Here is a 13,930-nt window from a genome sequence, read left to right as displayed (position 1 = left end):
AATGGACACCATTGGAGTAGGGCGTTTTGCCATGGCAGACGCGCCACTCAACCTGGTTCCCTTGAGAGACGGTCATGAACGTTAAAAAATTTACCGCACCGACTTCGCGCGAAGCGCTGCGCAAAGTCCGCGAATCCCTCGGCCCTGACGCCGTGATCCTGTCCAACCGTCAATCCGACGGCATCGTTGAAATCCTCGCGCTGGCCAACGACGACGCCGCCTCGCTGGCCATGCCGGCCCCGCACTCGCCGATGGCCGAACCAGCACCGTCGCTCGACCTGGGGGCGCCGGCACCGGTCCTGTCCGCCGGCCGCGTCGAACCGCGTTTTGAAGACGAACTGCCGCACATGTCGCCGCCGGTGGCCGCGCCGCGCGCGGCCAGCCTGCCGCCGCAGCCGCAGCGCCGCGTGGTGGCCTCGCATTCCTCGCTGGCCACCAAGGTCGCCGCCGCGTCGGCGCCCGCCGCCATGCCGGCCGCCCAGCCGAAAGCCGCGCCCTCGCTGGACGCCAGCCAGATCGCCGCCCTGGTCAACGCCGCCGTCGCCAGCGCCAAGGACTCCGCCGCCATCGAAATGAACGGCATGATGAATGAAATCCGCGCCATGCGCGGCATGATGGAAACCCAGTTGGCCGAACTGTCGTGGGGCGCGACGCAAGCGCGCGAACCGCACAAGACCGCCGTGCTGCGCGAAATGCTGGCGGCCGGCTTCTCGGCCAGCCTGGCGCGCTACCTGATCGAAAAACTGCCGGCCGGCCGCGACGCCGCCGACAGCCTGCGCTGGATTAAAACCGTCCTCACGCGCAACCTGCAAACCATGGCCAACGAAGACGCGCTGATCGACCAGGGCGGCGTGTTCGCGCTGGTCGGCCCGACCGGTGTCGGCAAGACCACCAGCACCGCCAAGCTGGCCGCGCGCTGCGTCATGCGCCACGGCCCGGACAAGCTGGCCCTGATCACCACCGATGCCTACCGCATCGGCGCGCACGAGCAGCTGCGCATCTACGGCAAGATCCTCGGCGTGATGGTGCACTCGGTCAAGGACGAAGCCGACCTGCGCATCGCCCTCAAGGAACTGAAGAACAAGCACACGGTGCTGATTGACACCGTCGGCGTCAGCCAGCGCGACCAGATGGTCACCGAGCAGGTATCGATGCTGCAGGGCGCCGACGCCAACGTCAAGCGCCTGCTGTGCCTGAACGCCACCGCCACCCAGGACACCCTGAGCGAAGTGGTGCGCGCCTACCAGGGCAGCGGCCTGGCCGGCTGCATCATGACCAAGCTGGACGAGGCGGCCGCGATCGGCAACGCGCTGGACGTGGTGATCCGCCACAAGCTCAACCTGTTCTACGTGTCCAACGGCCAGCGCGTGCCGGAAGACCTGCACCTGGCCGACCCGGCCTACCTGATCGACCGCGCGTTCAAGCTCAAGCGCGAGCTGGTCAACACCCAATACCAGGACGCGGAGCTGCCTCTGCTGATGAGCAACGACAAGACGATGCGCGAGGTGCACCTTGGCTAACTTCAATTTCGACCAGGCGGAGGGCCTGCGCCGCATGCTGGCGGGGCCGCAGCCCCGCATCGTCACCTTCCTGTCGGCCACGCCGCAGGACGACAAGGGGTCCATGCTGGTCAACCTGGGCGCCTCGCTGTCGCGCGCCGGCAATGACGTGCTGGTGGTCGACGCCTGCGCCAGCGCGCACGGCGTGGCCAGCCGGCTCGGCGTCGATGGCGGCCACAGCCTGCTGAACGTGGCGCGCCAGGAATGCGCGCTGAACCAGGTGATCCACCAGGTGCCGCAGGGCTTTGCCGTGGCGTCGATGACGCGCGGCGCGGCACGCTCCGGCCCGGACGAGACGCGCCGCCTGGCCAAGGCCTTCGATGTGCTGGCCAAGCAGACCGGCATGGTGCTGGTCGACGGCGAATTCGACGGCGACGCCTTCCCGGTGCCGATCATGGCCAGCTCGGATATCGTCGTACAAGTTTCCAATAGCGCTACCTCGATCAAGGCGGCGTACAGTATGATTAAGCGCCTGAACCAGGAACTGGGGCGGCGGCCGTTCGGCATCCTGGTCACCGGCGCCTCTGAAGAGGAAGCGCGGGTGGTTTACGATAATATGGCACAGGCGGCAAGCCGTTACCTTGCCGTCAACCTGGTATCGATGGGATCGGTGCCGGCGGACGAGTACCTGCAACGCGCGGCGCGCCTGGGGCGCGCGGTGGTCGATGCGTTTCCGCTGGCGGGTGCTTCGGTCGCGTTCCGCCAGCTGGCGGGACGTTTTGCGCTGGGGGGACAACACCAACTGCGCGCTTGATTAAATCATAAATATTCGAATGTATACGGTAAAAGGGAAAGCGGACAAGGATACCTTACTGACGGAGCACATGCCGTTGGTCAAGCGCTTGGCCCACCACATGAAGGCGAAACTGCCGCCCAGCGTCGAAGTCGACGATCTGGTGCAAGCCGGAATGATCGGCCTGTTGGACGCCATCAGCCGTTACGAAGAAACCCACGGCGCACAATTTGAAACCTACGCGGTGCTGCGCATCCGCGGCGCCATGCTGGATGAATTGCGCAACAGCGACTGGCTGCCGCGCTCGCTGCGGCAGAACATGCGCAAGGTCGAGGCCGCCATGGCGACGCTGCAGCAGCGCCTGGGCCGACCGCCGAGCGAATCGGAAGTGGCCAAGTCGCTCAAGCTGTCGCTGGCCGACTACCAGGAAATGCTGGGCGACAGCGGCGGCCACCAGTTGGTGTATTACGAGGATTTCCACGACGACGACGGCAACGACAGCTTCCTCGACCGTTACGCGTCCGACGAAGAGGCCGACCCGCTGCGGTCCTTGCTGGACGGCGACTTCCGCCAGGCGGTGATCGACGCCATCGACGCCCTGCCGGAGCGCGAGAAGATGCTGATGGGCTTGTACTACGAAGAGGAGCTCAACTTGAAAGAAATTGGCGCCGTGATGGGCGTATCCGAATCGCGCGTATCGCAGTTGCATACGCAGGCCGTGGCGCGGCTGCGCGCCTCACTCCGGGAGCGGTCTTGGACTGGGCCAGCGTAGCCGGCGTGCTGCTGGCGCTGGTCGGCATCGTGGTCGGCCAGGGCATGGAGGGCGGCAAGGTCACTTCCTTGCTGCAACCGGCGGCCTTCGCCATCGTGGTGATCGGCACCTTTGGCGCGGTGCTGCTGCAGACCCGGCCACGCACGCTGTGGCGCGGGCTGCGCATGCTGCGGCTGGTGTTCGCGCCGCCCAAGGACGGCCGCGCCGCGCTGGCGCGCGAGATCAACGCCTGGAACCTGGCCGCGCGCCGTGACGGCCTGCTGTCGCTGGAGCGCTACATGCTGTCGTCCAAGGACCCGTTCAACGTCAAGGGCTTGCGCCTGATCGTCGACGGCATCGCGCCGGAAAAGCTGCGCCAGCTGCTGGACACCGAAATCACCGCCTACGAAACGGCCGAGCGCCAGGCGGTGCGCATCTGGGAATCGGCAGCCGGCTATTCGCCCACCATCGGCATCCTGGGCGCGGTGCTGGGCCTGATCCACGTGATGGAAAACCTGAGCGATCCCAGCAAGCTGGGCTCCGGCATCGCGGTGGCGTTCGTGTCGACCATTTACGGCGTCGGCCTGGCCAATCTGTTCTTCTATCCGGTGGCCAATAAGTTGAAGGCCATCGTTACCCAAGCCGTGCACCAGCAGGAAATCGCCGCCCAGGTGTTCTACGACATTGCCACCGGCGACCACACGCGCGTCATCGACGAGCGCATCGCCACGCTGATGCGGGATCACTGATCATGCAGTACCGCCGCGCCCGCAAAAAGTTCGACGACGAGCCGGAAAACCACGAGCGCTGGCTGATTTCCTACGCCGACTTCATCACCTTGCTGTTTGCCTTCTTCGTGGTGATGTACGCGATTTCGGCGGTCAACATCGGCAAGTACAAGGTGTTTTCGGATGCGCTGGGCAATGCCTTCGGCGGCCAGGGCTCGGCCACGCCGGTCAATACGCAAGTGCAGAACCTGCCCATCCCCAATCCCGGCCTGAAGCGCCGCACCGAGCTGCTGCGCAAGGAAAAGGAGCAGATGACCAAGCTGGCGCAGGATTTGTTGTCGACCATGGCGCCGCTGGTCAAGGAGGGCAAGGTGCGGGTGACGCAGAATTCGCGCGGCGTCAGCGTCGAGATCAATGCGTCGGTGCTGTTCGATCCGGGCGAGGCCAAGCTGATGCCGGAGTCGGTGGAGGCGCTGCGCGCGGTGGCGGCGCTGCTCAAGGAGGACAGTCATGACGTGCAGGTGGAGGGGCATACGGACAATCAGCCGATCGCCAATCCGCGCTATCCGTCCAACTGGGAGTTGTCGTCGGTGCGCGCCAGCAGCGTGGTGCGCCTGTTTATTGATGCCGGCGTGGCGCCGGCGCGGTTGACGGCAGTGGGCTACAGCTCCAACCAGCCGGTGGCCGATAACGACACGCCGCAGGGCCGCGCACGCAACCGGCGCGTGGCGGTGACGATTCTGTCCGGGATTCCCGATCCGAGCACCGAGGTGCCCACCACTCCCGCGCCGTAACCCCAGGCCACATCGGGTCTGAGCCCGTACGGGGGGGGGGGCAGACCCTGGTAGGCGAAGTGCGGGGTGAAGTTAGCCGGCCAGGAAGCCGCGGCTGCGCGGCAGCGTGGTGGAGACGCCGCCCGGACCGTAGAAGTTGTTGCTGGCCGCCCCTTGCGGACGCAGCGCCTGCAGCGCGTCCTGGGTCTGGCCCATTTGCTTATTGATCAGTACGCCATTCACGCGGTTCAGCTCCTTGGCCTCGCGCGTGTGCTTGAGCAGCGCTTGCCACAGCGTCTCCGATTCCGCGCGCGCCTCGCCGCTGGCGGCGATCCACGCGTCCATGCCGGCTTCCTCGGCCGGGAAGCCGCACTTGCCCAGCGAGCGGTGGCGTTGCGCCGACAACAGGGTCATCTGCGTGACCAGCGCGGTCTTGCGGGTGGTGACGGCCGGCAGGCCCTCGATGTCCGCCGCCACCAGCAGTTGCTGTTCCTGCCGCAGCACATCCAGCAGGGTGGACATGATCTGTGCTTCTTCGCGCAGGCTGTTCAGCGGGGTGACGGTGGTCATGACTATCCTATCGTTTTCTTGAGTGCAGCAGATCCTTGACGGTGTCCAGCAAGCCATCCGCTACTTTTTCCGAGTTGACCTGGAACTGGCCATCGGCAATCGCCAACTTGATGCGCTCGACTTTCTTGGTGTCGAACACGGCGTTGGCACCGCTGGCCGAACTGGCCGCCATCGCCTGGCCTTGCGGCGACAGGCGGACATTGTCCGACGCCACATTCGACGGCGCCGCTTCCGCTGCCTTGTCCGCGCCGCGCGCGGTGGAGCTGGTGGCGGCAGGCGTCGACGGCAGGCCGGGCGTGCTCTTTAATGTATCGTTAATTTTCACAACTTTTCCTTCTCAGCGAGGAGGTCGAAACTCCGGGATCTGAGTCGGTAACGGCGGCTTGGCGCCAAACTTTAGGCAGATCGGCAGCCACATCTTGCTCAAAATGCTACCTCGACCATGCCGCCGGTCTTGGCGATGCCGGTGATCTGCTGGCCATTGCCGGTTTTCACCTGCACCACCTGGCCGTCGCCGGCCGTGCTCATCGCCCGGCCCTCGGCCGACACGCTGAAGCCGTTGCCGCTCGACACCAGGCGCACCAGTTGGCCGGACTGCACCACCGGCTTGCTGCGCAGCGTGTCCAGCCGCAGCGGCGTGCCCGGCGGCAGCGACACGGTGGCGCTGCGGCCGATCACCTGGCTGGCATCGGTGGCCACGCCGGCCGGCAACATGGTCAGATCGCCCTTGAGGGTGGTCAGTTGGTTGGCGTCGATCGGCTGGCCCTGCACCAGCGGCGCGGCGGCGGCGATGTATTCGCCCACTACCGTTACGTTGGCTTGAATATATACCGTCCACGTGGAAGGCGTCGCACAGCGTACGCCGACCGTGGTTTTGCCCCAGGCGCGCGCGCCGGGCATGAAGAAGGCTTGCGGCTCGGGGCAGGCGGCCAGCGTCATGCGCGGGTCGATGGCGCCGACGGTGACCGTGACCTGGCCCGGCAGGCCGCCGGCCTGCACCTGCAGGAATTGCTCGACCGTATGCTTGATGACGGCCAGGTCCTGGCGCCCGGTCTGGGCGGCGGCCGGGCCGCTCAGCGCGGCGGCCAGCAGGGCAAGTGGGAGCAGACGTGGTTTCATGGTGATGGTTTCCCGTTCAATGCTGCCATCATAGTCTGGCGGTCTGAACTTGAAGCGTGGAATAAGGCCGGGAAACCGGTGCTTATCCCTCGATGGTTACGGCGGGCAACTCCGTATCATCGATCCTGTCATCAATGTGGAAGGGGAGCGGATCATGCTCGGCAGCAAGTTAGACGATTATTTTCGCTTTAATGAAACGGCACTGAGCCTGCGCTCGACCCGCCAGTCGGTGCTCGCCTCCAATATTGCCAACGCCGACACGCCGAATTACAAGGCGCGCGACATCGACTTCAGCAGCGCCATGCAGGCCGCGCTGGACAAGGCCAACCCCAACGCCCAGCAGTCGCTGCGCACCACGGCGCCCAAGCATTACCCCAACCCCCTGCAAGACGCCGGTACGCTGGCCGACGGCACGCCGCTGCTGTACCGCGGCGTGATCCAGGGCGCGGTGGACGGCAACACGGTCGACATGGATGTCGAGCGCAACCAGTTCGCCGACAACGGCATCCGCTATGAGGCCGGCATCGGCGCCATCAACGGCCAGATCAAGGCGATGATGGCGGCGATCCAGTCCGGGAGCTAAGCATGTCACTGTTTAATATTTTTAATGTTTCCGGTTCTGCCATGAGCGCGCAGTCGCAGCGGCTGAACGTGGTGGCCTCCAACCTGGCCAACGCCGACAGCGCGACCAGCGCCAGCGGCGAGGCCTACCGCGCGCGCCAGGTGGTGTTCGAGGCCACCACGCCGACCAACGGCGGCGCCTCCACCGGCGTGCGCGTCAAGCAGGTGGTGGAGGACCAGTCGCCGATGAAGATGGTGTACGACCCCAAGCATCCGGCCGCCGACGAGAACGGCTACGTCACCATGCCCAACGTGAACGTGGTGGACGAGATGGTCAACATGCTGTCGGCCTCGCGCTCCTACCAGAACAATGTGGAAACCATGAACGCGGCGAAAACGCTGCTGTTGAAAACCCTGACCATCGGTCAGAACTAATCAGAGGCCATCATGACCGTAAGCGGAATTTTTGACACGCCCGCCGCAGCGAACGTCAATACTGTCAACAACACCAGCAAGACCACCGCGACCGACGACGTCCAGGCGGACCAGGACAAGTTCATGAAGCTGCTGGTGACGCAGCTGCAGAACCAGGACCCGCTGAACCCGATGGACAACGCCGCCATGACCAGCCAGCTGGCCCAGCTGTCGACCGTGACCGGCATCAACAAGGTCAACGCCACGCTGGAAACGCTGCGCACCGACATCGCCAACACCCAGTCGCAAAGCGCGATCGGCCTGATCGGCAAGGGCGTGCTGGTGGCAGGCAAGGGCGTCGAGCTGAGCAGCAGCAAGGCCGATGACGGCACCGTCACCAAGTCCAGCGTGCTGGGCTTCGACCTGGCCTCGGCGGCGCAGAACGTCAGCATCGCCATCCAGGACAGCAGCGGCAAGACGGTGCGCACCATGACCATGACCAATGCCGACGTCGGCACCTACCCGATCACCTGGGACGGCACCAAGGACGACAAGAGCGTGGCCGCCGACGGCAAGTACACCTTCACCGTCACCGCCACCAGCGGCGGCAAGACGCTGACCGACGCCACGCCGCTGCAACTGGCGGCGGTGGCCAGCGTGTCGACCGGCAGCGGCGGCGTCAAGCTGAATACCTCGCTCGGGCACTTCGCCATGAGCGACATCAAAGAAGTTCTGTAAGCAGTCATCACCAATAGGGGAATACCATGTTCCAACAAGGACTGAGCGGCTTGAATGCTGCATCCAAATCGCTGGACGTTATCGGCAACAACATCGCCAACGCCAGCACCGTGGGCTTCAAGGCATCGCAAGCGCAGTTTGCCGACTTGTACGCCAATTCGCTGAATGGCGTGTCGGGCAATAATCCCGGTATTGGTGTGTCGGTGTCGAAGCTGGCGCAGCAGTTCACGCAGGGCAATATCGAAACCAGCAGCAATCCGCTGGACGTGGCCATCAACGGCGGCGGTTTCTTCCGCCTGGTGGTCAACGGCGCGGTCGAGTATTCGCGCAATGGCCAGTTCCACGAGGACAATACCCACACGCTGGTCAACGCGCAAAATGCCGTGCTGACCGGCTACCTGGCCAACAAGGATGGCGTCATCCAGTACGGCGCGCCGGTGCCGCTGACGCTGGACAAGTCCGACCTGAAGCCGGTCGAGACCACCACCGCCTCGTTTGCCATGAACCTGAGCTCGGCCGAAAAGGTGCCGGCCAAGGTGCCGTTCGACGCCAATGATCCGACCACCTACAACACCCGCACCGACACCACCGTCTACGACAGCCTGGGCACGGCGCACACCATGACCAACTATTTCGTCAAGACCGACGCCAACACCTGGGACGTGTACAGCGCCGCCGACGGCAAGGAAGTGGTGTCGGCCGGCGTGGCCGCCGCGCTCAGCACCGACCAGCCGACCATCGACGCCCGCAACCTGTACAACGACGCGGTGCGCACGACGCCGCCGGACGCCACCCAGATCGCCCAGGCCGCGTTCAACTACGCGTCGGCGGCGTACCAGGCGATGACCGCGGCGGCCCAGGTGCCGCCGGCCGCCGCCTCGCAGGCGCAGCTGGACGCGCTGACCGCCGCCTTTACCGCGCTGGACCCGACCTCCAGCGGCCAGATCACCGGCATGACGCCGGACGACATCAACGCCAAGCTGGCGGCGGCGCTGACCGTGCCGGCGGTGAAGAGCGGCACGCTGCTGTTCACCAAGAGCGGCGTGCTGGACCCGCAGGCCATGGCCCAGCTGCCGACCCCGCAGACGCTGCCATTCCAGATCACGCTGCCGATCTTCCCGGACACCGGCGCCCAGCAGCCGATGACCGTGGCCGCCACGTTCGACAACATCACCCAGTACGGCAGCGTCACCAACCCGCAGCCGGCGAAGCAGAACGGCTACTCGGCCGGTTCCTGGCAGCGCTACTCGATCGACGAGAACGGCGTGATCCTGGGCCAGTACAGCAACGGCAAGTCGCGCCCGATGGGCCAGATCGCGCTGGCCAACTTCGCCAGCGTCGACGGCCTGACCCCGCTGGGCAACAATGCCTGGGCGGAAAGCTCGGCCTCCGGCCAGCCGGTGGTGGGCGTGCCGAACGCCGGCTCGATGGGCCAGCTGCGCTCGTCCGCCGTGGAAACCTCGAACACCGACCTCACCGCCGAGCTGGTCAACATGATCACAGCGCAGCGCGTCTACCAGGCCAATGCGCAGACCATCAAGACCGAGGACTCGATCCTGCAGACGCTGGTGAACCTGCGCTAACGGAGTCAGCCATGGACCGCCTGATCTACACGGCGATGACCGGGGCGCGGCACGTGATGGAGCAGCAGGCCACCGTGTCCAACAACCTGGCCAACGCCACCACCACCGGCTTCCGCGCCCAGCTCGATACGTTCCGGGCGGTGCCGGTGGTGTCGGAGGGGCTGCCGACGCGCGCCTTCGTGGTCGACTCGACGGTCGGCACCGACTTCCGCGCGGGGCCGATCGAGACCACCGGGCGGCCGCTCGACATCGCCATCCGCGACCAGGGCATGCTCGCGGTGCAGTCGGCCGACGGCTCCGAGGCCTATACCCGCAACGGCAGCCTGAAGATCACCGAGAACGGCATCCTGCAGACCACCAGCGGGCAGACCGTGATCGGCGACGGCGGCCCGATCGCGGTGCCGCCGGACACCAAGATCGCCATCGCCAGCGACGGCACGGTCAGCGTGGTCAACGACAACTACGAGCCCGGCCCGTCCAACGTGCTGGGCCGCATCAAGCTGGTCAATCCGGACACCAAGACGCTGCTGCGCGGCGACGACGGCCTGTTCCGCCAGGCCGACGGCACGCCGGCGCAGAACGACCCCAACGTGCGCGTGGTGGACGGCGCGGTCGAGGGCAGCAACGTCAATCCGGTCGATTCCATGGTCAACATGATCAGTCTGGCAAGGCAGTTTGAAATGCAAATGAGCCTGATGAAGAACGCCGAGAATAACGCCGCAAAAGCCACCCAGATCCTCGCTTTGAGTTGATGGCGGCTCCCGCATAATGCTGGCATGGGATGAACAGTCTTGAGGTTCATCCGGCATTGGGAGAAGCATCATGATACGTTCGTTATGGATCGCCAAAACTGGCATGGAAGCGCAGCAGACGCAGATGGACGTCACGTCCCACAATCTGGCCAACGTCAGCACCAACGGCTTCAAGAAATCCCGCGCGGTGTTCGAAGACCTGCTGTACCAGAACATCCGCCAGCCCGGCGCGCAATCGTCGCAGCAGACCAACCTGCCGTCCGGCATGCAGCTCGGCACCGGCGTGCGCACCGTCGCCATCGAGCGCATCCATACCCAGGGCAACCCGCAGTCGACCGGCAATGACAAGGACATCATGGTCAACGGCAGCGGCTTCTTCACCGTGCTGCTGCCGGACGGCACCACCGCCTACACCCGCGACGGCTCCTTCCAGCGCGACCAGAACGGCCAGATGGTGACCTCGGAAGGCTTTGTGCTGCAGCCGGCCATCACCATCCCGATCACCGCGCAGTCGATCACCGTGGCGCGCGACGGCACGGTGTCGGTCAACATCGCCGGCACCAACGGCGCCACCACCACCCAGCAACTGGGCAGCCTGCAGCTGGCCACCTTCATCAACCCGACCGGGCTGGAGTCGAAGGGCGAGAACCTGTACGTCGAGACCACCGCCTCCGGCGCGCCGCAGCAGAACACGCCGGGCACCAATGGCACCGGCCTGATCCTGCAGGGCTATGTGGAAACCTCCAACGTCAACGTGGTGGAGGAGATGGTCAATATGATCCAGACCCAGCGCGCGTACGAGATCAATTCCAAGGCCATCACCACCTCCGACCAGATGCTGCAACGGCTGACGCAGCTGTAAGGACACGCCATGAAACACGCTCTCTCCCTCGCCGCCGTGGTTCTGCTGAGCGCCTGCTCGGCCACGCCGACCTCGATCGTCAGCGCGCCGATGACCGCGCGCCCGCTGACCACCGAACAGATGCAGGCGGTGCCGAACAACGGCGCCATCTACCAGCCGGCCGCCTTCCGCCCGGTGTTCGAAGACCGCCGCGCGCGCCACGTCGGCGACGTGCTGACGCTGGTCATCACCGAGCGCACCTCGGCCAACAAGGCCGGCACCGCGTCGGGCAACAAGTCGGGCAGCGTCAGCGCCACCCTGCCGGGCAAGCTCAACAGCACCTTCGGCAACCCGCTGACCGCCGCCACCACCAACACCTACACCGACGGCGACAACCAGACCGCCAGCAACGCCTTCACCGGCACCATGGGCATCACCGTGGTCGAGGTGCTGAGCAACGGCAACCTGATCGTCGCCGGCGAGAAGCAGATCGGCATGAACAAGGGCACCGAGTACATCCGCTTTTCCGGCATGATCAACCCGGACAGCATCGCCACCGGCAACACCGTGCAATCGACCGCGGTGGCCGACGCCCGCGTCGAGTACCGCACCGCCAACCATATCGACCGCGCCGAGCTGTCCTCGATGGCATCGCGCTTCTTCCAAAGCCTGCTGCCGTTCTGATGACCATGAAAACCACGATCAAAGCCGCGCTGCTGTTGAGCCTGTCGTTGCTGGCGCCGTACAGCCAGGCCGAGCGCATCAAGGACCTGGCCAGCATCGCCGGCGTGCGTAACAACCAGTTGCTGGGCTATGGCCTGGTGGTCGGCCTGGACGGGTCGGGCGACCAGACCACGCAGACGCCGTTCACCGTGCAAAGCGTGATTTCGATGCTGCAGCAGTTGGGCGTCAACCTGCCGCAGGGCGGCACCCAGCTGCAACTGAAAAACGTCGCGGCGGTGATGGTGACCGCGACGCTGCCGCCGTTCGCCCAGCCGGGCCAGCAGCTCGACATCACCGTGTCGTCGATGGGCAACGCCAAGAGCCTGCGCGGCGGCACCTTGCTGATGACGCCGCTCAAGGGCGCCGACGGCCAGGTGTACGGCATGGCGCAGGGCAATGTGCTGGTCGGCGGCGTCGGCGTGCAGGCCGGCGGCGGCGGCGGCGGCGGCAGCTCGCTGACCGTCAACCACCTGAGCGTGGGCAAGATTTCCGGCGGCGCCACCGTCGAGCGCGCGGTCGCCACCAACCTGGGCGAAGGCAATATGATCAAGCTCGAGCTCAACAATGCCGATTTCGCCACCGCCAGCCGCGTGGTCGAGGCCATCAACGACAAGTACGGCGCCGGCATCGCCTACGCGCTGGACAGCCGCGTGATCCGCGTCCAGGCGCCCAGCAGCAGCGACCAGCGGGTCAGCTTCATCGGCACGCTGCAGGACATGCAAGTCAATCCGGCCGAGCAGCCGGCCAAGGTCATCATGAACGCCCGCACCGGCTCGGTGGTGATGAACCGCGCGGTGACGCTGGATACGTGCGCCATTTCCCACGGTAATCTGTCAGTATCGGTCAACGCCGACACCCAGGTCAGCCAGCCGAACCCGCTGTCGGGCGGCCGCACCGTGGTCACCCAGAACCCGCAAGTTGGCATCAAGCAAGATGGCGGCAAGGTCATGCTGGTCAAGGGCGGCGCCTCGCTGGCGGACGTGGTCAAGGCCCTCAACGCCATCGGCGCCACGCCGCAGGATCTGCTGTCGATCCTGCAGGCAATGAAGTCGGCCGGCGCGCTGCGCGCCGAACTGGAAATCATTTAAGCAGGTGCCACCATGAGCAGCTCCACTTCCCCCACCAATGATCTGAGCGGCAAGTTTGCGCTGGATGTCCGGGACATGGGCAGCCTCAAGCAGTCGGCCCGCGCCGGCAGCCCGCAGGCGCTGAAGTCGGCCGCCACGCAGTTCGAGGCCATGTTCGTCAACATGATGATGAAGAGCATGCGCGAGGCGACGCCGCAGGACGGCATGATGGACAGCCAGCAGAGCAAGACCTTCCAGACCATGCTGGACCAGCAGACCAGCCAGAACATTGCCAAAAAGGGCATCGGCCTGGCCGACATGCTGGTGCGCCAGCTCAACAAGCAGACCGACGCCCAGGCGCTGGCGCTGGGCGGCGAGGCCGGCGACAAGACCAGCGGCGCCAACGCCGGCAGTTTCGCCGGCATGGCCAGCCTGATGGACGCCAAGCTGCAGCGCGCCATCGCCGCCGCCGGCGGCAACGCGGCCGCCAAGGCCAGCGCCGCCACCAGCGCCACCAGCGCCACCGATAGCGCCGCCGCCAAGGGCTCGCAGGCGCCGCACGTGCGCAGCTTCCAGGATAAACTGGCGGCGCACGCCGAGGAGGCCAGCAAGAGCACCGGCATCCCGGCCAAGTTCATGCTGGGCCAGGCGGCGCTGGAATCCGGCTGGGGCAAGCGCGAGATCAAGGGCCGCGACGGCACCAACAGCCACAACCTGTTCGGCATCAAGGCCGGCAGCGACTGGAAGGGCAAGGTGGTCGAGGCCACCACCACCGAATACGTCAACGGCAAGGCCCAGACCCGCGTCGAGCGCTTCCGCGCCTATGACAGCTATGCCGACAGCTTCAAGGATTACGCGAATTTGCTTGCGAGCAACCCCCGCTATGAAAAAGTGCTGGCCAGCGCGGGCGACGCCGCCAGCTTCGCCCAGGGCCTGCAGAAGGCCGGTTACGCCACCGACCCGAATTACGCGGTCAAGCTGACCAGCATCATCAAGCGCTCGCTGGCTGGATGATCAA

The 13,930-nt window shown here is 65.6% G+C and carries 17 protein-coding genes; 14 read left to right on the top strand and 3 right to left on the bottom strand.

From position 1 onward, the window contains the following. Nucleotides 1-74 precede the first annotated feature (74 nt). The 5 genes from flhF to motD are packed head-to-tail and all read left to right on the top strand — an operon-like array spanning nt 75 to nt 4,565. Nucleotides 75-1,520 carry a flagellar biosynthesis protein FlhF gene (gene flhF / locus FHW58_RS12915; protein WP_179673555.1) on the top strand — a complete coding sequence of 482 codons (1,446 nt, stop codon included), beginning with the start codon at nt 75-77 and terminating at the stop codon, nt 1,518-1,520. Next, complete coding sequence (locus FHW58_RS12910) at nt 1,513-2,313, top strand: antiactivator of flagellar biosynthesis FleN protein (RefSeq protein ID WP_179673554.1); 801 nt, start codon at nt 1,513-1,515, stop codon at nt 2,311-2,313. The genes flhF and FHW58_RS12910 overlap by 8 nt, the downstream gene beginning before the upstream one ends. 19 nt (nt 2,314-2,332) lie before the next feature. Continuing rightward, complete coding sequence (locus tag FHW58_RS12905) at nt 2,333-3,064, top strand: RNA polymerase sigma factor FliA (protein ID WP_179673553.1); 732 nt, start codon at nt 2,333-2,335, stop codon at nt 3,062-3,064. Beyond that, the gene (locus tag FHW58_RS12900; protein ID WP_179673552.1) at nt 3,046-3,792 is read left to right on the top strand and encodes a flagellar motor protein; all 747 of its coding nucleotides are present in this window, start codon (nt 3,046-3,048) and stop codon (nt 3,790-3,792) included. The genes FHW58_RS12905 and FHW58_RS12900 overlap by 19 nt, the downstream gene beginning before the upstream one ends. A 2-nt stretch (nt 3,793-3,794) precedes the next feature. Then, nucleotides 3,795-4,565, top strand: a complete 771-nt coding sequence (motD, locus tag FHW58_RS12895) for a flagellar motor protein MotD (protein WP_179673551.1) — start codon at nt 3,795-3,797, stop codon at nt 4,563-4,565. A gap of 72 nt (nt 4,566-4,637) precedes the next feature. Here the strand turns inward: motD and FHW58_RS12890 are convergent, their stop codons facing one another. The 3 genes from FHW58_RS12890 to flgA form a co-directional block, all read right to left on the bottom strand. After that, nucleotides 4,638-5,114 (bottom strand): flagella synthesis protein FlgN, encoded by a 477-nt coding sequence (locus FHW58_RS12890; protein WP_179673550.1) that lies wholly within the window; start codon nt 5,112-5,114, stop codon nt 4,638-4,640. A gap of 7 nt (nt 5,115-5,121) precedes the next feature. Beyond that, a complete protein-coding gene (flgM, locus tag FHW58_RS12885) occupies nt 5,122-5,439 on the bottom strand; it encodes a flagellar biosynthesis anti-sigma factor FlgM (protein ID WP_179673549.1) in 318 nt (105 codons plus the stop codon). A 98-nt stretch (nt 5,440-5,537) separates the two neighbouring features. After that, nucleotides 5,538-6,233: a flagellar basal body P-ring formation chaperone FlgA gene (gene flgA, locus FHW58_RS12880; RefSeq protein WP_179673548.1), complete on the bottom strand. Its 696-nt coding sequence runs from the start codon at nt 6,231-6,233 to the stop codon at nt 5,538-5,540. A gap of 154 nt (nt 6,234-6,387) precedes the next feature. Between flgA and flgB the strand changes: the two genes are divergently transcribed. From flgB to flgJ, 9 genes are all read left to right on the top strand, one after another. Then, a complete protein-coding gene (flgB, locus tag FHW58_RS12875; RefSeq protein WP_179673547.1) occupies nt 6,388-6,816 on the top strand; it encodes a flagellar basal body rod protein FlgB in 429 nt (142 codons plus the stop codon). A 2-nt stretch (nt 6,817-6,818) separates the two neighbouring features. Next, a complete protein-coding gene (gene flgC / locus FHW58_RS12870) occupies nt 6,819-7,229 on the top strand; it encodes a flagellar basal body rod protein FlgC (RefSeq protein WP_179673546.1) in 411 nt (136 codons plus the stop codon). Nucleotides 7,230-7,241: 12 nt separating this feature from the next. Further along, the gene (locus FHW58_RS12865; protein ID WP_179673545.1) at nt 7,242-7,946 is read left to right on the top strand and encodes a flagellar hook assembly protein FlgD; all 705 of its coding nucleotides are present in this window, start codon (nt 7,242-7,244) and stop codon (nt 7,944-7,946) included. A gap of 26 nt (nt 7,947-7,972) precedes the next feature. Then, on the top strand, nt 7,973-9,529 hold the full coding sequence (locus FHW58_RS12860; protein ID WP_179673544.1) for a flagellar hook protein FlgE: 1,557 nt from the start codon (nt 7,973-7,975) through the stop codon (nt 9,527-9,529). An 11-nt stretch (nt 9,530-9,540) separates the two neighbouring features. After that, nucleotides 9,541-10,281, top strand: a complete 741-nt coding sequence (gene flgF, locus FHW58_RS12855) for a flagellar basal-body rod protein FlgF (RefSeq protein WP_179673543.1) — start codon at nt 9,541-9,543, stop codon at nt 10,279-10,281. A gap of 70 nt (nt 10,282-10,351) precedes the next feature. After that, nucleotides 10,352-11,143 (top strand): flagellar basal-body rod protein FlgG, encoded by a 792-nt coding sequence (flgG, locus tag FHW58_RS12850; protein ID WP_179673542.1) that lies wholly within the window; start codon nt 10,352-10,354, stop codon nt 11,141-11,143. A 9-nt stretch (nt 11,144-11,152) separates the two neighbouring features. Further along, nucleotides 11,153-11,806 carry a flagellar basal body L-ring protein FlgH gene (locus FHW58_RS12845; protein WP_179673541.1) on the top strand — a complete coding sequence of 218 codons (654 nt, stop codon included), beginning with the start codon at nt 11,153-11,155 and terminating at the stop codon, nt 11,804-11,806. Nucleotides 11,807-11,811: 5 nt separating this feature from the next. After that, nucleotides 11,812-12,933 carry a flagellar basal body P-ring protein FlgI gene (locus tag FHW58_RS12840; RefSeq protein ID WP_179673540.1) on the top strand — a complete coding sequence of 374 codons (1,122 nt, stop codon included), beginning with the start codon at nt 11,812-11,814 and terminating at the stop codon, nt 12,931-12,933. Nucleotides 12,934-12,945: 12 nt separating this feature from the next. Further along, nucleotides 12,946-13,926: a flagellar assembly peptidoglycan hydrolase FlgJ gene (flgJ, locus tag FHW58_RS12835; protein ID WP_179673539.1), complete on the top strand. Its 981-nt coding sequence runs from the start codon at nt 12,946-12,948 to the stop codon at nt 13,924-13,926. The last annotated feature ends 4 nt before the right edge of the window (nt 13,927-13,930 follow it).

Origin of the sequence: Duganella sp. 1224 (assembly GCF_013408245.1) — a bacterium.
In the GTDB taxonomy this organism is placed as follows: domain Bacteria; phylum Pseudomonadota; class Gammaproteobacteria; order Burkholderiales; family Burkholderiaceae_D; genus Rugamonas.
The sequence above is the reverse complement of the archived record's forward strand: the minus strand, read 5'-3'. Positions and strand labels throughout refer to the sequence as shown.